Genomic DNA, 16,343 nt, shown 5'->3' with positions numbered 1-16,343 from the left:
AATACATTATAAATATCCAAAGAGGTCTTGCGTGAATCTTAGATTTTTGAATGTTCAGAACATCTTTCTGATGGATGCCGTGGGCGCCTTATTAAGCCTGACCCTGACGGCGGGGATTTTGCCGTTCCTGTCGACATGGACAGGGTTGCAGCCGAGTGTTCTCTATTTCTTAGCAGCGTTCCCGCTTCTTTACTGTGTGTTTTCTTTTATCTGCTACAGGCAGCGAAACCAAAAACTGTGGATGCTTTTAACCATCCTCTTTGCCAATGCACTTTATGTTCTTGTTTCAGGGGCTGTGATGCTGACGGTTCAGGGAATCACCGTGTGGGGCTATTCATTTCTGGTGGCAGAAATTCTAGTCCTGCTTGCCGTCATCCTGATCGAATGGTCGGTGTACCGCAGTTTCTTTGGTAAAACTGCGGACTCGTCTAAGGCATTTTAATAATCATAAAGTTCAAACCCGGCCCCTGACTGCTTACAAAACCCAGGCTGTAGCTTCCGGTCTTGGCGAATTCAAATCGCAGGGCTTTGCTGACAGTTCCGCAGTCGCGGATCTTGCCAAAATCCACCGGATTAAAAGAAGCACCAGAAGCAAGTTCAGTCACATCCATGCGTGGATAGGCATCAGATACAATCACGTACGATCCAGGTGTCGCGACTTCAAACTTCACAAACCCATTCGCACTGGATTCGCCCGACACTAACTGCAGATCGATCCTCTGGCCCGTGGCAACGACGGGTCCCCGCGCCTGCTCGACACTCGCAGACACCTTTGTCCCCTCGCTGATCCAGATTTTATAAGCTTCCGCCGTAAAATTGCGAGAAGACACACAACCTGCGGGAACATCAGCGGCAAAAGCGCCGCCACCCAACAATAAAGAAAACATCAAAGAAAGCATACGTCGCACCTTACGAAGGAAGTTTATCAAATTTTCGAACCTTGTCCAAATCCACGGTCCAGCTGGCCTGACTTGAACAAAAGATATGTGCCGTGGGCTTGATCGAAACCTCTGTATTCAGACTTCCCGCGGGAACCACCAGCAACTTTCCATCCATTTGCAAGTTGGGAACGGCCGCTCCGCAGTGCTTGCAAAAACTCTTTACGTGTCTTGTCGACGGCAGATTGTAGGTGGTGATCTGATCTTCGCCAGAAAGCCAGTTCAGCTTGGCACTGGAAGAAAACAAGTTTGCCGCATGGGCAGAGCCTGTGTCCTTCTGGCAGTGCTTACAATGACACAGATAGAAACTTTCAAAGGGGCCTGTCACTTCAAAAGTCACACTTTGACAAAGGCAGGACCCCGAAGACAGATTAATCACAGACCGCCCCCACAACAGATTTCATAAAAGCTCCTTATTACGGCAAAGTTTATTCCCTGCATTTTCCTGGCACAAGTAGTTGCTCAACGCCCCATCCTTTGCCTATAGTTTTAGACAGGGAGAACAACATGAAGACATATCACCTGCTGCTGATCGCGGCCTTGACACTTACTGGTTGCACCAAGGTTGAAGAGGAAGTCCCGTCCATCAAAGCTGAATTCCAGCAAAAGTATGAATTCGTCATGGCCTCATTTGATTCCACCATTCGCACCCACGACCGCGAAAGCACTTTGGCCCCTACCCAGCAGGAATTCCTAAATCGCCAGCTGAACGAACTTAAGGCCATCATCCCTTTGCGTGGCATGACCGACGCCCATCTCTATGACTCTTTGACCGACAGGCAAACTCTTCGTGTTGACAGCTCTCAAGTCGGTCTGGTGATCAACCGTGTGAACGTGTGGCAGCTGTGCGGCCAGATGAGCTCGCTGGGTATCGGCAGCCTGCAAATGGGCGGATATTCCCTGGCGATCAACGCCAGTCCCAGCTCTGCCTACACAGTGAACTCTGATTACTTTAACTACGATGCTTACACCCCCCAGTATCAAGCCGCACCCCAAAAAACCATCGCAGCCCCGGCCGTGATGATTTGGGAAAACACTGTCAGCAACCCCGGCCAGTGTTACAGCGCGCGAGTGCTGGTGGAATACGGCCTGCCCCATGAAGCCGTAAAAAAATCCCTGATCGAATGGCGACAGAACATTGCAGGCATCCAAGGACGTCTGGAACAGTTGACCCGCGAAAGGTCCCCGGAGAACTATCCCCTCAGCCATCAGCTGATGGTGGAATCACAAAAACTCAAAGAAGCCTTCGACAAATTGCCTTAACGACAAAAGCCGCCCCCAAAGCGGCTTTTTCTTTTTCAAACCTGCCACAACTCCCATTACAGCAATCGCTGAAAAGCAAGTTTTCAGCCGGTTGCACTTTTTGTCCATCGATCTCAAACAACCTGGCCAGATGTTACTGAATGCAAAGCAGCTGGTCCAAAGCTTGAATCTTTATCGCATTGGCAGAGAGAGCCCTCGCACGTCTCATTCTGAGACAGAGAAAAGAACAAATAAAAGGAGAGAAACCCATGAAAAGAACAGTCACACTGTCCGTTGCTGCAGTTATGATTTCCCAAAGCGTTGCCTTTGCACAAGTGGACCGCACCGCCGAAGTCACCGGACAGGCCATCAATCAGGCCCAGCAAAATATCACGGCCCTCAGAACCAATCTGGTTCAGCTGGACTCAGCACTTGAACAAACCGCAAAAACCATTGATGCCCGTGACAACTCTGGTGGCATCACCAACGCTTTGACTATTGCAGGTGCTGCCGCTGGGCTGGGACTTTCAGTTATTTCTTATTTCGCCGTGAATTCCCGCACCACAGGATCCGGCTTGTTGGGAATGTTCAGCGTGGCTGGTTCTCTGATCGCTTCAATGACCTCCATTGTTACCGGCACGGGCAGTTCACTGCTGAAAAAAGATGTCGACACCAAAGCACTTTCTGACCAGCTTGAAGCCATCGAAAAAGAAATCGCGGCAAACAGAGCAGGACAAAGCAAAGAGGCCTCCGCAATTCTAAATCAACTTTCCGACTCTGTTTCTGGCATGAAAGCCTCGCTGAAAGAATATCAAAAGGCTGAAGACGACACCGATCGCACTAAAATGCTGGCCCACCTGACTCAGGGGATTGGCACGGCTTTGCTGTTCTATTCTCTGACTCAGCATAACAGCAACAAGGCTACACTTGTCGGCGGTCTTCTGTTAAGTGCCGGGAACCTGACCCGTGTTGTGGCCGGACTCAGTGATTCTCAGGCTGAATCCGTTTTGAAAGAAATCGAAGCCACCCGTATGAGCCTGCGCACAGCAGCCACCGTACTGGAATAAATCTCTGATGCTGAAGCGGACTTTGTGCTTTATTCTGGCACTGTCTTTGGGCCTTCCTGTGAAGGCCCCAGCCGCGGCTTTGCGCTGCGAGTCCGTTTTCATTCCCAGCCTGAAAGAAGTTCTGCAGACCATTGACCGCGAAAACTCGCAGTATCTTTTCAATGGCAAATCAGTTCAGGAACACACGTCCACCCTGTCCTGGAACCGCAAAAGAAAAATCCGTAAAATTCTGAATCAACTGGAAATCGAAAATGTCCCGTCCCAAGTCACCCTGGAAAGACAGGCCGTGGAATTGGGCACCCTGATGTTTGGCGCCAAAGACGCCCCCTCCCGCTGGATAAAAAAGAATGGTCAGGAACGCCTGGAGGAATCCGCCGTTTTGATCGTCAAAGAACAGCTTCTGAAAGAAGGCCTGATTAAAACCTGGGGTCAGACTCACGACGCTGCCACCTTAAGTGCTCTTTCCAAAGTCATGGACCGTGTCTGGCGCTTTCAGCACAGTCGCATCATGGAATTTGCCGGCATTCCTTACTGGCTGCCGAAAATGCCCAACAAAGCCATCAGCAAAGAGCTGATGTTCAAGGTCATCCGTGATGGCTACGCCGCTCATCAAAAAGAGGTCACCATCGCTCTGAAGTCCCAGAATTACCGGGACGCTTACAACACTTTTGCCAAGATCTACAAACCCGTGGTCTTTGCCTTGATTTTTATTTTTATCATCGAACGCTCTTACGACCAGTATCAGGACGAAATCAATAACGCTGTCGACACCATGATCAAGGATCTGCAACAGCAGCGCGAGTCTCTGGATAAGGCTCTGCCTCAGGTAAAACTGGAAGAAGGAAAAAATGCCTTCCGCCAGGCCCTGGAAGGATTTAAGATGAAGTGGGGCGAAGAGCCCACACCTGCCGAGCGCGCCGTGATGCAAACCCGTATCGAAAGCGCTCTGGGCCTTCCACAAGGCAGTATCGGAGAATAAATGTCAGCTGGGGACTGGAAAGAAATGTACAACGCCGCCGCCACCGGCAATATGGAGCTGGTTCAATACCACATCAAAAACGGTGTGGATCCCAACTATCAACATCCCGAAATCCTGTCCACCGCGCTGGTCGCCAGCATCACCTATGGACATCTGACAATCGCCAAGTTCCTGTTAGAGCATGGAGCCAACCCGACTTTGCTGTCCGAGTTCGACAATATGACCCCGTTACAGGCCGCCAAAGCCTTCAACCGACAGGAAATTATCGACATTCTTGTGAAATCCGCGCCTCCAGCTAATTTGCTGGAACGTTTTCTTCGCTTCGTTCACCTGCGCTAACAAAGCCGTCCTAAATTTCCAAATCGTAATAGTCTCTCCCCCGAAAAAGGCAGTGACAACAGTCAGTGGGTGTATGACCTTAGCTCTATGAACGCGTTGATGGCTTTGGCCTTCATTCTGACCCCATTATGTTCTTTGGCAAAACCTCCGGAGCCAAAGGCCATTCGCTATGGCATCAACTCCAATTACGCGATGCCTTTGATAAACGTAGAACGCGTTCAGAACACCCCCAAGCTCGAAGGCGGACTGTTGCGGGACTTGGGACAGGCACTGTTTAAAGAACTCAACCTCACCCCCACGTGGATCCTTTTACCCAAAAGCCGGGTCGCCTCGAACCTCACCTCGGGTAATGTGCATCTGGTCTGTCATCTGAATGAAGTCTGGCAGCCGGCGATCCGTGAGGCTGTTTTCTGGAGCCACGATCTTTATCGCAGTTCAAATCTGATTGTGTACATTGGCGGAAAGCCCATTCTTAAAGCCAAAGACCTTTATGGCAAGCGCGTGGGCGGAGTCTTGAATTTCATTTATCAGTACATGGATGACTACTTCAAAAAGGGCCTGATCCTGCGTGAAGACGGCCCGAACAACGAAAGCAATATCCAAAAGCTTCTCAACGGGCGCATCGACTATATCATCATGTCGAACCTGGAATTTGAGTACTACAAAAAAGTCTATCCCAGCCTGGAATCCGCCGACCTCGGGATGGACGAGATTATCACCAAGTGCGCCCTTTCCCGTAAAGCCCCTATCACCCTTGACGAGCTGAACCGGGCCATCGACAACATCAAGAAAAACGGCACCTTGGAAAAAATCCTCAAATCCTACAATTAGCCCCGCTGACTCGGACCCTTTCTTGACTCAAAGCGGGCTTCCTGCGATCTAGGTCCCATGAAAGTCCTTTTGCTCCTGACAGCCCTAGTTTTAACCGTCGCCGGCTCTGCCAGCGCCGAGGAGCTGACTTGGTGGGCGGCCACCGCCGAAGATGTGGAAAAGGCGCCATGCAAAACCCAAAGCGCCCCCTCATTGGCGGCTATGGAATCCACCCTGCTGGCTTTGCCGGGTGCCCGGGCTTCCAAAGTTCTTAACGGCATCAGCTTCAAAAACGAAAGCCCCCGCCTGCTGGAGCTTTTCTCGGATCTGCATAAGCTCGACATCAGCCTGCGTGGCCGCCTGGAACTGACTTTCACTGTTCCCTGCGACAAGGTTCTTTGCGCCGTTAAAAAAATATTTGGCGACAGCGAAGGCGTTCAACTGCTGTATTTGCTAAAGACCTTCGGCTTTAATGGATCGCACCTGCGCACGAACCTTGCTTCCCCGTGGCGCGCCGATGAACTGAACGAGATTCTGCAGGCCCTGGCGGACTATCCCTTGCATCTTTACCCGGTGGAATACAACAAACGTCTGATCCACTTCCCGCGCGGTGCACGCTATGGTTTCGGCCAGGACATCGTCGCCAATGCCAGCATGGAAATCTTTGATCTGTGGAATGAACTTTCCGCCCCGGAACGCCAGCAGACCTTCCTGCACGAACTGGGACACACCCTGGCTTACCGTGGAAAGCTCGATACTTCGGAAGAATGGCTGCGCCTGGGGGGCTGGCAAGAAACCCGCCGCACGGTCAAAGGCGTTCTTTACCGTGAATACACACTGACGGATCCTTCCAAAGCCGTTTCTGAATACGGCAAACTGAACCCTTCTGAAGACTTTGCCGAATCCGTGGTGGCCTATCGCTTCACCGGGCAACGTCTGAAGGAACATCAGCCGCAAAAATACCAGTTCCTGAAAAAACAGGTGTTTGCCTCTCAGGAATATCTGTCGCAAGATCAATGCAGTTCCTCACCTTAGGAGTTCCCGATGAAAGACAGCATTGAATTATCCATTAAACTTAAAGCCAGCAGCGGCTGGATCTGGAATGCCCTGACTGATCGCGGGGAACTTGAAAACTGGTGGAGTGAATCGGTTGTCCTTGAACCCAAAGTCGGCGGTGCCTTCAAAGAGCCGTGGATCGATGACGAAGGCGATAAACAAATGGCTTCGGGCAAAGTGGTGAAACTGAAAAAAGAACAGTTCATCACTTTCACCTGGAAGGAAAAAAGCTGGCCCAAAACCGCCACCACGGAATGCACCTTCACCATTGAAGACAATGGCAAAGAACGTGTTCTGTCACTGGAACACTCCGGCTGGGACACCCTGCCAGCAGAAATCCGCACCAAAACAATCAAGGACTTCAAAGTAGGCTGGGGTTATCACCTGAAAGAGCTTAAATCGTATCTGGATGATTGAAGGATTTTTGGAAACGTTTTCCAAACAAAATCCTAACTGGCAAACGGCCGCAAGGCCTCTTATAAAAGCCCCGAAACCAAGTCACTTCACACAAGTAATAAGGGGCTTTTCATGAAGACATTCGCAGTTATCGCAACTCTTTTGCTATCCTCTGTTTCTTTCGCAAAATCGAAATCATGCTCCTGGCAGATTGAAACTCACTTCCGTCAGCAGGGTTATCAGGTTCGCCTGGTGCAGTTCCAAAAAGAACTGGAAACTGGCGACAAGGTCTACCATGTGCGCACAAACTATCATGGTGGCGATGCCGCTTCTGAAGTGACCACCAGCCCACGTTGTGAAATTCTGGATGTTCGCGAACTTTGGTCAGAGTAAGCCTTCCTGAGGCTCGGGTAAAACCCAGGCCTTTTTCATATCCTCGCAGAACTCTTCAAAGCTGCGAGGATCCCGACCCAGTATCTTTTCGACGGCCCCCGACACTTCGGCCGCCGCCCCTTCCCGGGCCGCTCGGTGCAGACTCATCTGGGCCTCCATCATCCACGGCGACTGCTCCCGGTTGAATGTCTTCCGGGCCGCATCCTCGGTCACAGGCACATACGAAACCCGTCTTCGGGCATAATGAGAAATAATCGACACGGCTTCTGCATTGGACAGGGCTCTTTCCCCGGTCAGCACCAGTTCCCGTTTTTGATAGCGCCAGGGGTCTTGCAGTAAAAGGGCTGCAACGTCGGCCACGTCCCGGGCATCCACAAAAGACGTTCGCCCCTCCCCTTGAGGCAGATACAGCGTGCCGGCCATCAGGGACTCATAATGCGACTTTAAGAAGCATTGCATGTAGATATTGGGTTTCAGCAGGCAATAGCGCAGACCACTTTGCATCAAGATGTCGTCAGCCTCACCTTGTATCCGTTGATATAAATAGCGAGACATCGGTGACGCCCCTAAACCTGAGACTTTCAAGACAAACTGCACCCCCGAAGCTCGGGCGGCGCCTATCACGTTTTCGGCCTGCTGAATCATATTTTCACAAAGAGGCTGGATAAAAACCAGAACATCAACATCCCGGAATGCCTGCTCCAACAGATAGCGGTTCTCAAGTGGGACCTGCATCCCCTTGATATCCTTTGGCAAGCGCTCCAAATCCCGGCTGATAGCCACGACTTCTGCGCCTTTTGAATGCAGTTGGCGCACCAACTCCGACCCCATGGTTCCGGTGGCGCCCGTCACCATAATTCGCAGTTCCATAAAGCCTCCCAGAGCCTTTATTATGACAAATTCTTCGCTCGGACCGTCATCTGTTTCTTAGCAAGAGTCCGCTTGACTCAAACAGGCTTTAGGGATGTAAATACTTAAGTGAATTTTTTTGCCGAGAACCTGAAGGTCTTTAAAAAAGTTTTCTTGCCCCTGTTCGCGCTGGTCGTTCTGTCGAGCAACATAGACCAGTACCTAAATCTTAAAATGGAAACCGCCCTTCGTGACCCTTTGGGAGTTCAAACCCAGGTGATTTACTATGGCTTCTTTTCTATTTTAAGCAGCGTTCTGTTTCCGGTTCTGCTGATCAGCATCGCCCTGTATGCTTTGAACAACTTGGATTCCACGACGCGAACTCTTCAGGATTTCTGGGATAAGCACCTGAATCAAATGTACATCGAAACCCTGCGCGCCTGGGGAAAGACCCTGCAGTGGACAATCCTGCTGATTCTGCCAGGGATCTGGAAGTACGTAGAGCTTTCCATGGTGCCTTTTGTGGTGACCTCAAGCCAGGTCTATGATGAAGGCAGGATCGATGCACTGAAAGGTTCCGCGCAAGTCGTGCGCCGCCGCTGGTTTGTGATTTTGTCGATTTTGGTTTTATTCCACCTTTTCATTCCGGGCATCCTGACCACCGTCTTTGATGCCTATCGCCTGATCTGGAAAACTCCGGTGCAAAGCCTGCTGCTTTCCGCCCTGGATACTTATTTGCTTTTGGTTTCAACTCACATTCTGTTCAATATTTTTAGAAGCGAGGTAAGACGTCATGACGCTCATGTTTAACTGGAAAGATATCAAGAATCGCGGCAAAGGCCTGACCTTCGATGACGTGCTGATCATCCCGGCAAGATCTGACGTACGTTCCCGCCGTGACCCGCGTCTGACTTCCAAAGTGACCAAGAACTTCACGATTGAAACTCCGATCGTCAGTGCGAACATGGACATGGTCACTGAATACGACATGGCGTTTGCGATGAACCAACTGGGTGGCATGGGGATTCTTCACCGCTTCCTGGATATTGAAGAACAAGCCGCTCAGGCCCGTCGCCTGAAAGAAAATGGCGTAAAAGTTATTTCTGGCAGCGTGGGCGTTGGTGAAGAATTCAAAACCCGTGCAAAAGCACTGGTCGAAGCCGGAGTGAACATCATCACGATCGACATCGCTCACGGCCACTCTGTTCAGATGATGGAAACCATGAAGTGGTTGAAAGACCAATACCCGCAGGTGGATCTGATTGCCGGAAACCTGGCGACCCCGGATGCGGCTCGCGATTTGATCGAAGCCGGCGCTGATGCAATCAAAGTGGGCATCGGCCCTGGTTCCATGTGCACCACGCGTATCATCACCGGTTGCGGAGTTCCGCAACTGACAGCAATCGGCCTGTGCGCAGAGATCGGTGAATCATACGGTGTGCCTGTGATCGCTGACGGTGGTATCCGCACTTCCGGCGACATGGTGAAAGCATTTGCTGCGGGCGCAAGCACTGTCATGCTTGGAAGCATGCTGTCTGGCACGATCGAAACTCCAGGGGAAATCAAAAACGGTAAAAAACAATACCGTGGCATGGCCTCCAGATCCGCTCAGGATTCATGGCGCGGTGGCGTGCCTGAGGGTATGGCTCCCGAAGGGGAATCCACCCAAGTCAGCGTCAAGGGCCACGTTAAAGACGTGATCCTGGAAGTCACTGGCGGCATCCGCAGCGGCATGAGCTACGTCAATGCAACAAGCATTGCCGAAATTAAAGACAAAGCCCTCTTTATGGAAATGTCTTCCAATGGTATTGCTGAGTCTCGCGCACACGGAGTGAAAAACTAAGAATGGCAGACCAGGATTCCCGTCCCATAGGCGTCTTTGATTCAGGTATCGGCGGCTTGACAGTTCTAAAAGAGCTGGCGCTGCAGTTTCCTCATGAAAGTTTCTTATATGTAGGCGACACCGCTCGCCTTCCCTATGGTTCGAAATCCCCGCAAACCATTCGCAAGTACTCTGAACAGATCATTCAGTTTTTGGAAAAACAAAACGTCAAAGCCATCGTGATTGCGTGTAACACGGCCTCAAGCCAGGTGTCCGAACGCGAAATCGATGGCCTGCCGATTTACAACGTGATTGAGCCTGGTTCCCAACGTGCCCTGGAGCTTTCCTCCGGCAAACGCATCGGCGTACTGGCCACGCGTGCCACGGTGAACAGCCAGGCTTACACTCACAAAATTCACGCCCTGGATCCGCAGGCTCAGGTTTTTGATCAAGCCTGCCCATTGTTTGTTCCACTGGCCGAAGAAGGCTGGGACGCTGATCCTGTAACCAATCTGATTGTGTTCCGTTATTTAAGCCCGCTGCTGCAGAACCATATCGACACTTTGATTTTGGGCTGTACTCATTATCCGATTCTGAAAAATTCCATTGCCCGGGTGACTGGAAGCTCGATTGAACTGGTGGATTCCGGCGAAGCGATTGCACAATGGTTGTCGCGCGACTTCAAGAGCGGCCGACTGGGCCCGAATAAAAGCAATGAACCCCGTCGCATTGATATAATGACGACGGATTCTTCCGCGCACTTCACTGAAATGGCTCAGCGGATTTTAAAACCCGCCAAAGCCGATCAATACGCGGTCGTCGACGTTTAGATACAAATCTCCAAAGGCAGTTCCTGCAGATTATAGACACTGGCCATGGAATACCCATAGGCCCCGGAATCCATAATCGCCACAAAGTCGCCCTCTTGAACTTTCGTCAGTGAAATCTCTTTGGCAAAGAAATCCGAAGACTCACAAATCGGGCCCACTACATCCACCACAAAAGCCGCATCTTTTCTTTTCAGCGGCTCAATGCGATGAGTGGCTTCATACAACGACGGTCGAATCAGGTGATTCATCCCCGCATCCACGATTACAAAAGTTTTCGCGCTGGTTTCTTTGATGTACTGCACCTGCGTGATCAAAGCCCCGCAATGGGCCACCAGCCAGCGGCCGGGTTCGGCCTGCAGTTCGCAGTTTAGATCTGACAGATTTTCCATAGTGATTTGCGCGTATTTCTGTAACAGGGACTCTTCCAGCTGAAGATCCACACGGTCATAGAAAATCCCCAAGCCTCCGCCAAAGTCGAACTTTTTCAGCGTCGGGAATTCAGCCTGCAGTTCCAGATAAACGGTCTTAAGCCTTTTCAATGCTTCGTCGTATCCAGAGAACTCCAACATTTGGGATCCCAGATGCAGACTGACACCCACCAGATCGATAGAATCAGAATAGTTTTTAAGACATTTCACCAAAGCCGGAACCATGGAACGCTCCATGCCGAATTTGTTGTCCTTCAAACCCGTGGCAATGTAGGGATGCGTATTAATATCCACATCAGGATTCAGACGCAAAGCCACCTGGGCTTTCTTTTTCAGTTCACGACCCAACATGCCGATGCGTTCAAGTTCCGGCAGACTTTCCACGTTGATTTGATAAATGCCGAGCTTCAGGGCTTCAGTCACTTCAAATTTGGTTTTACCCACGCCGCTATAGACAATGTCCTGCGGGGAAAAACCACATTCCAGGGCGCGCTTGATTTCTCCCAAAGAAACCACGTCCGCCCCGGCGCCGAGGCTTTTTAGTTTTTGCAGAACACCAGGATTGGGATTGGATTTCACCGCGAAAAAAAGACGAGTCCCCTTCAAGGCCTGAGACATCGCCTGATACCTTTGGGCGACAGAATCAAGATCGTAGACATAAATGGGGCGCATGTAATTGGCCACCAGGGGCAAAAGTGGCTTTTTTAACGGACCAAGACACAATTCATTATTGATGTATTCCACGAAAACCTCGTGCTAGTATGATGGCCCATGAAGGATGATTTGTCATGAAAACTTCTATTTTTACTTACACTTCCAAAGGTTTGCCGGTACCGGCCTGGCACTTCAACAACAACGGCCCTGAAGTTCTGATCCTGGGCGGCGTTCATGGTGACGAGGTCGAAGGTGTTATCGCAGCCCAAGAGCTGCTGAAGCACTTCATGAACTCCAACCCCTACAAACTTAACATCACCCTGGTGCCGCAATTCAATCTTGAAGGTGTGATCTTCAAAACCCGCGGCAACGGCAACGGCGTGGATCTGAACCGCAACCTGCCAACCAAGGACTGGTCTCCGGAAGTAAAAACTCCGCGCTATCACCCGGGACCGGCTGCGGGCAGCGAAAAAGAAAATCACGGGCTAATGACTTATCTGGATAAAAAAAAGCCTGTCTATGTTTTATCACTGCACTCCTGGCATCCGGTTTTGAATGTCAACGGCGACTGTCGTCCGGTGGCGGAAGTTTTGTCCCGCCTGACGGGTTACAAAATTGACGACGACATCGGATACCCAACTCCGGGCTGTCTGGGCACCTATGCGGGCCTTGAAAGAAACTGCCCGACACTGACTTACGAAATCGAACGCGGTCTTTCAGCTGAAAAAATCATCGAAGTCCACGTCCCGGCAATCCTCGAATCTTTGAAAGTACTGGAATAAGGAAGGAACACCATGCAAGAACAAGTCTCAAAACTTTGGACCGAAATTCAAGGCGGAAAAACGATCGATCAACTTTCAACTACTGAATTGAAAGCCGTTTTTGAAACCATCGAAGGCCTGGATTCCGGCACTTTGCGCGTTTGCCAAAAACAAGATGGCAAATGGATCACCAACGAATGGATCAAAAAAGCCATCCTGCTTTATTTCCGTATTCAAAAAATGGAACCAATGAATGCAGGCGACATCGCCTTCTTCGACAAAATCCCATTGAAACGCTGGTCTGAAGAAGACGGCGTGCGCGTCGTTCCACCAGCCGTGGCCCGCAAAGGCTGCTTCATTGAAAAAGGCGCGATCCTGATGCCATCTTATGTGAACATCGGAGCTTACGTCGGTTCCGGCACTATGGTCGACACTTGGGCTACAGTGGGCTCTTGCGCTCAAATCGGCAAGAACGTGCACTTGTCCGGCGGCGTGGGTATCGGCGGCGTTCTAGAACCAATTCAGGCCTCTCCGGTGATCGTGGAAGACAATGCCTTCATCGGCAGCCGCTGCATCGTGGTAGAAGGTGCTGTGATTGAAGAAGGTGCGGTTCTGGGTGCGGGTGTGACCATCACGGCCAGCACCAAAATCATCGATGTGACGGGCTCATCCCCTGTTGAATACAAAGGCCGCGTGCCTGCCAATTCCGTGGTGATTCCGGGCACACAGATGAAGGACTTCGCGGCAGGCACCTATGGCGTCCCTTGCGCACTGATCATCGGCAAACGCAAAGCCAGCACAGACCTGAAAACTTCCCTGACCGACGCCCTTCGCGACCATCAGGTGAGTGTTTAATTTTTAGTATTATTTCATTCTTAAAGCATCGGACGGCTGCACTTCTGCAGCCGTTCTTGCTGGAATATAAGAGCCCAGCAAAGCAATCAATCCACTGACAATCAAGACCCCAAAGACCAGGCCATAGTTGACCAAAGCCGGGATGGAAGAATCATAGTAAACATCCGACGGCAAAAACTGAATCGGATTGGCTTGAATGTAAAGACTCAAACCTGTTCCCAGAACCACGCCCCCCACAACACCGATACCGGCCAGGAAAAAGCCGATCTGCGTGAACGTGCGAACCGTCTGACGCGAAGAAAAACCGATCGTGCGCAAGATCGCGATATCGCGTTTTTTCTGCGACAACAGCAACGCCAACACGGTCAGAATCGAACTGCCCGCGATCATGCCGGCAAGCCCCAGAAAAATCCCAATGGTCAGCTTTTCAAGCTTTAGCGCATACAACAACGCCGAATTGCGATCCATCCAGGTTTCAACACTGACGCCTTCAAACTTCAACAGATCCTCTTTCACGGATTCAATGCGCCCCTCATCCGGCAGCCACACTTCAATTCCGTTTTTGCGCAGGCCCTCATTCACCAGCGCATTCAAAGCCTCACCGCGCTGATAGAAAAGATACTGCCCATCCAGATCCGGCAAACTGGTGGTGACAATGCGCTTGATACGCACGCGTTCAAACTTCGGGGTTTCCCCCGGAGGCAGCAATAATCCTGAAGGCGACACCACAGTCAGGAAGTCCCCTTCAAAAACACCCAGGGACTGGGCCAGATCCACGCCCATCACCACTTCCCCGCGCCCCGGAACATCCTGCGGATCCCAGAAGTAGGCTTGAGAATCCCGGTCCGTGGCTTTGCGATCAATGCGCTGAAGCTGTTCAATGAAGTGTTCAAGACTTTCCCGGGTCACACCGCGCGCGATGCCACCACGGAACTGTCCATCCTGACTGCGGATGATGATATCCATGGTTTCATAGACATAGGCACGATTGGCCGGATCTTCCTGCAGACGTTGAAACGCAGGACTGGATTCAAGGCTTTGTGCGGTGTCGGCTCCGGCCACCTGCACATACAGATGCGGCTCCAGCCCCAGAATGCGCTTATGAATGCTGGCATTCATTCCGTTCATGACAAACAAAACCACCAGGAACGCCGTCACACTGATTGTGATCCCAACCATGGACAACCAGGCGATCCGTTTCACCAAAGAACCCGCTCGCGGAGAAAATATAAAATGACGGAAAAGGTGGCCTACCAACATCCCCCCATAATAGAGCCTGGGGACCTGGATTCAAGCCTCAATGGGGCTTCGGACCACTTTTAAGCATGGCGGCAAGGCGCTCGCCCACGTAAATTCGCACGATATTGTCGTATTCGCCGCTTTGGCGCATGCGCTCGAGTTCCTTATCGAAAGCCGATCGTAATTTAGCATCCCGAAAGGCCACATGGCTGTGATTTACCACTGGGAACAGATCAAAAACATCCACATCCGCTCCGGTGTTCACCTGAGAAGCCATGGTCATTCTGAACCAGCCAAAGATATACCGATCCATCACCAACGCATCAATGTCCCCAGCCCACAGGGCTTTGACCTGATCTTCCTGACGAACAAACTCACGATAGTTGTCAGGCAACCGGCCGTTGGCTTTAGGCGAAAACACCCGGGCAAAATCCTTCCCCAGGTCTTTCCAGGCATTATGCCAGGCCCCAACACGCACACCCGACAGATCCGAGACCTTCTTGGCACTCAGCTTGCGGGATCTTAAAGCGATCAGATAATTTTCATAAGCGACAAAGGGTTTGGAGTAATAGTGACCAGCACCATCCCCGTTTTGCGGAACCCCGACCACCACATCAAATGTGTTGCCGTGTTTGGCCTCAGCTTCGATACGATATGGCGACATCACCTGCTGGCGGACCTTGTAACCCAGACGCTTCAGGATCTCCATCGCCAGATCCACTTCAATGCCACGGGTGTTCCCGCGCTCTGAAAAGGAATAAGGCGGGCGGCCTTTGCCAAAGGCCACGGACAAAGATTTAGCCTCTTCCGCCTGAACACCTGAACAGAAAAACAAAAGTGCCAGAATCAATTTCATTTTTTACCCAATCCTGCCAGGCGCTCACCCGTATAGGCTTTCACCATGCGGGCATAGTCCCCGCTGTCGCGCAAACGTTTCAGCTCACGATTGAAAGCATCACGGGTCTTTTCTTCACGGAAGGACACATAAGCTGGCGTGTTTTCAGGGAAGATCTCATGCACCTTCACATCTTGCGTGAAGGTGCCCCCCTCTTGCGGCGTCAGACGATACCACTCAAAGATATAGCGATCCATAATCAGCACATCCACTTCGCCTTTGTACAGACTGGCAAAACGATCTTTGGTCTGCGGATACTCGACAAGATTCACTGGAACTTTCCCGTTGAATCCGGGCTCAAAGATTCTTTTAAAATCCGCTCCCAGATCTTTCCAGGCCCCGCGCCACACGGCGACCTTCAAAGACTGCAGATCCTTGGCACTTTTGATCGTGATCTTCCGGGATTTCAGACTGAAAGCGCAAACCTCATGATCCATGAAGGCCTGGGAATAATAGCGGCCGCCCTCACGATTGCGCACACCCACAATCATATCAAAGGTGTCGCCATGAGTGGCTTCAGTTTCCAAACGCAAATAGGACAGGCTTTTGAATTCATGCGGAGCCTGCAGGGATTTTAAAATTTCCCGCACCAGATCCACTTCGATACCGTGGACCACGCCGTTTTCCTCATAGATATAAGGCGGCTTGCTTTTTCCAAAAGCAACCTTCAAGGTTTTGGCGTCCATTTGTACCGGTAATACGTTCAGAAGTAAGATTGTCAGGAAGCGAAAAACATTTCGCATGATCAACCATCCCCATGCTCAACATTGTGAGCTGAAGTATTATCGTG

General features: G+C 51.0%; 21 protein-coding genes. 14 read left to right on the top strand and 7 right to left on the bottom strand.

Going from position 1 to position 16,343, the window contains the following annotated elements:
- Positions 1-31 precede the first annotated feature (31 nt).
- Positions 32-442 carry a hypothetical protein gene (locus tag BDT_RS08910; protein ID WP_015090908.1) on the top strand — a complete coding sequence of 137 codons (411 nt, stop codon included), beginning with the start codon at positions 32-34 and terminating at the stop codon, positions 440-442.
- Here BDT_RS08910 and BDT_RS08905 read toward each other — a convergent pair.
- Both BDT_RS08905 and BDT_RS08900 read right to left on the bottom strand, forming a co-directional pair.
- Positions 429-899: a hypothetical protein gene (locus tag BDT_RS08905; RefSeq protein WP_015090907.1), complete on the bottom strand. Its 471-nt coding sequence runs from the start codon at positions 897-899 to the stop codon at positions 429-431. The two genes, BDT_RS08910 and BDT_RS08905, sit on opposite strands and share 14 nt — an antisense overlap.
- 10 nt (positions 900-909) lie before the next feature.
- Positions 910-1,317, bottom strand: a complete 408-nt coding sequence (locus tag BDT_RS08900) for a GFA family protein (RefSeq protein WP_200859558.1) — start codon at positions 1,315-1,317, stop codon at positions 910-912.
- Positions 1,318-1,445: 128 nt separating this feature from the next.
- Between BDT_RS08900 and BDT_RS08895 the strand changes: the two genes are divergently transcribed.
- The 8 genes from BDT_RS08895 (at position 1,446) to BDT_RS08860 (ending at position 7,220) form a co-directional block, all read left to right on the top strand.
- On the top strand, positions 1,446-2,201 hold the full coding sequence (locus tag BDT_RS08895) for a hypothetical protein (protein ID WP_015090905.1): 756 nt from the start codon (positions 1,446-1,448) through the stop codon (positions 2,199-2,201).
- Between the two features lie 248 nt (positions 2,202-2,449).
- Positions 2,450-3,247, top strand: coding sequence for a hypothetical protein (locus BDT_RS08890; protein WP_041577488.1), 798 nt, complete (start codon positions 2,450-2,452; stop codon positions 3,245-3,247).
- A gap of 7 nt (positions 3,248-3,254) precedes the next feature.
- Positions 3,255-4,226, top strand: a complete 972-nt coding sequence (locus BDT_RS08885; RefSeq protein ID WP_015090902.1) for a hypothetical protein — start codon at positions 3,255-3,257, stop codon at positions 4,224-4,226.
- Positions 4,227-4,565, top strand: coding sequence for an ankyrin repeat domain-containing protein (locus BDT_RS08880; RefSeq protein ID WP_015090901.1), 339 nt, complete (start codon positions 4,227-4,229; stop codon positions 4,563-4,565).
- A gap of 87 nt (positions 4,566-4,652) precedes the next feature.
- A complete protein-coding gene (locus BDT_RS08875; protein WP_015090900.1) occupies positions 4,653-5,396 on the top strand; it encodes a substrate-binding periplasmic protein in 744 nt (247 codons plus the stop codon).
- 57 nt (positions 5,397-5,453) lie between these two features.
- The gene (locus tag BDT_RS08870; RefSeq protein ID WP_015090899.1) at positions 5,454-6,410 is read left to right on the top strand and encodes a hypothetical protein; all 957 of its coding nucleotides are present in this window, start codon (positions 5,454-5,456) and stop codon (positions 6,408-6,410) included.
- 9 nt (positions 6,411-6,419) lie between these two features.
- Positions 6,420-6,848 (top strand): SRPBCC family protein, encoded by a 429-nt coding sequence (locus BDT_RS08865; RefSeq protein ID WP_015090898.1) that lies wholly within the window; start codon positions 6,420-6,422, stop codon positions 6,846-6,848.
- Between the two features lie 111 nt (positions 6,849-6,959).
- On the top strand, positions 6,960-7,220 hold the full coding sequence (locus BDT_RS08860; RefSeq protein WP_015090897.1) for a hypothetical protein: 261 nt from the start codon (positions 6,960-6,962) through the stop codon (positions 7,218-7,220).
- On the opposite strand, the gene BDT_RS08855 is transcribed toward BDT_RS08860, so the two are convergent.
- Complete coding sequence (locus BDT_RS08855) at positions 7,212-8,090, bottom strand: SDR family oxidoreductase (protein WP_041577486.1); 879 nt, start codon at positions 8,088-8,090, stop codon at positions 7,212-7,214. The two genes, BDT_RS08860 and BDT_RS08855, sit on opposite strands and share 9 nt — an antisense overlap.
- A gap of 108 nt (positions 8,091-8,198) precedes the next feature.
- Between BDT_RS08855 and BDT_RS08850 the strand changes: the two genes are divergently transcribed.
- Genes BDT_RS08850 through murI form a run of 3 tightly spaced genes read left to right on the top strand, consistent with a single transcriptional unit; the run spans position 8,199 to position 10,721 of the window.
- Positions 8,199-8,879, top strand: a complete 681-nt coding sequence (locus tag BDT_RS08850; protein WP_015090895.1) for a hypothetical protein — start codon at positions 8,199-8,201, stop codon at positions 8,877-8,879.
- Complete coding sequence (locus tag BDT_RS08845; RefSeq protein WP_235046321.1) at positions 8,863-9,912, top strand: guanosine monophosphate reductase; 1,050 nt, start codon at positions 8,863-8,865, stop codon at positions 9,910-9,912. The genes BDT_RS08850 and BDT_RS08845 overlap by 17 nt, the downstream gene beginning before the upstream one ends.
- A gap of 2 nt (positions 9,913-9,914) precedes the next feature.
- Positions 9,915-10,721: a glutamate racemase gene (gene murI / locus BDT_RS08840; protein ID WP_015090893.1), complete on the top strand. Its 807-nt coding sequence runs from the start codon at positions 9,915-9,917 to the stop codon at positions 10,719-10,721.
- Here murI and lysA read toward each other — a convergent pair.
- The gene (lysA, locus tag BDT_RS08835; RefSeq protein WP_015090892.1) at positions 10,718-11,893 is read right to left on the bottom strand and encodes a diaminopimelate decarboxylase; all 1,176 of its coding nucleotides are present in this window, start codon (positions 11,891-11,893) and stop codon (positions 10,718-10,720) included. The two genes, murI and lysA, sit on opposite strands and share 4 nt — an antisense overlap.
- A gap of 44 nt (positions 11,894-11,937) precedes the next feature.
- Here lysA and BDT_RS08830 point away from each other — a divergent pair, with 44 nt between their 5' ends.
- Positions 11,938-12,585 carry a M14 family zinc carboxypeptidase gene (locus BDT_RS08830; protein WP_015090891.1) on the top strand — a complete coding sequence of 216 codons (648 nt, stop codon included), beginning with the start codon at positions 11,938-11,940 and terminating at the stop codon, positions 12,583-12,585.
- Between the two features lie 12 nt (positions 12,586-12,597).
- Positions 12,598-13,419 (top strand): 2,3,4,5-tetrahydropyridine-2,6-dicarboxylate N-succinyltransferase, encoded by an 822-nt coding sequence (locus tag BDT_RS08825; RefSeq protein ID WP_015090890.1) that lies wholly within the window; start codon positions 12,598-12,600, stop codon positions 13,417-13,419.
- A gap of 9 nt (positions 13,420-13,428) precedes the next feature.
- Here BDT_RS08825 and BDT_RS08820 read toward each other — a convergent pair whose 3' ends face one another.
- From BDT_RS08820 to BDT_RS08810, 3 genes are all read right to left on the bottom strand, one after another.
- Positions 13,429-14,622, bottom strand: coding sequence for an FtsX-like permease family protein (locus BDT_RS08820; RefSeq protein WP_235046320.1), 1,194 nt, complete (start codon positions 14,620-14,622; stop codon positions 13,429-13,431).
- 94 nt (positions 14,623-14,716) lie between these two features.
- The gene (locus tag BDT_RS08815) at positions 14,717-15,514 is read right to left on the bottom strand and encodes a substrate-binding periplasmic protein (protein ID WP_015090887.1); all 798 of its coding nucleotides are present in this window, start codon (positions 15,512-15,514) and stop codon (positions 14,717-14,719) included.
- Complete coding sequence (locus BDT_RS08810) at positions 15,511-16,296, bottom strand: substrate-binding periplasmic protein (protein WP_041577481.1); 786 nt, start codon at positions 16,294-16,296, stop codon at positions 15,511-15,513. The genes BDT_RS08815 and BDT_RS08810 overlap by 4 nt, the downstream gene beginning before the upstream one ends.
- Positions 16,297-16,343: the final 47 nt, after the last annotated feature.

The organism is Bdellovibrio bacteriovorus str. Tiberius, assembly GCF_000317895.1.
GTDB classification, from domain to species: Bacteria; Bdellovibrionota; Bdellovibrionia; order Bdellovibrionales; family Bdellovibrionaceae; genus Bdellovibrio; species Bdellovibrio bacteriovorus_F.
This window is presented reverse-complemented; position numbering and strand designations above follow the sequence as displayed.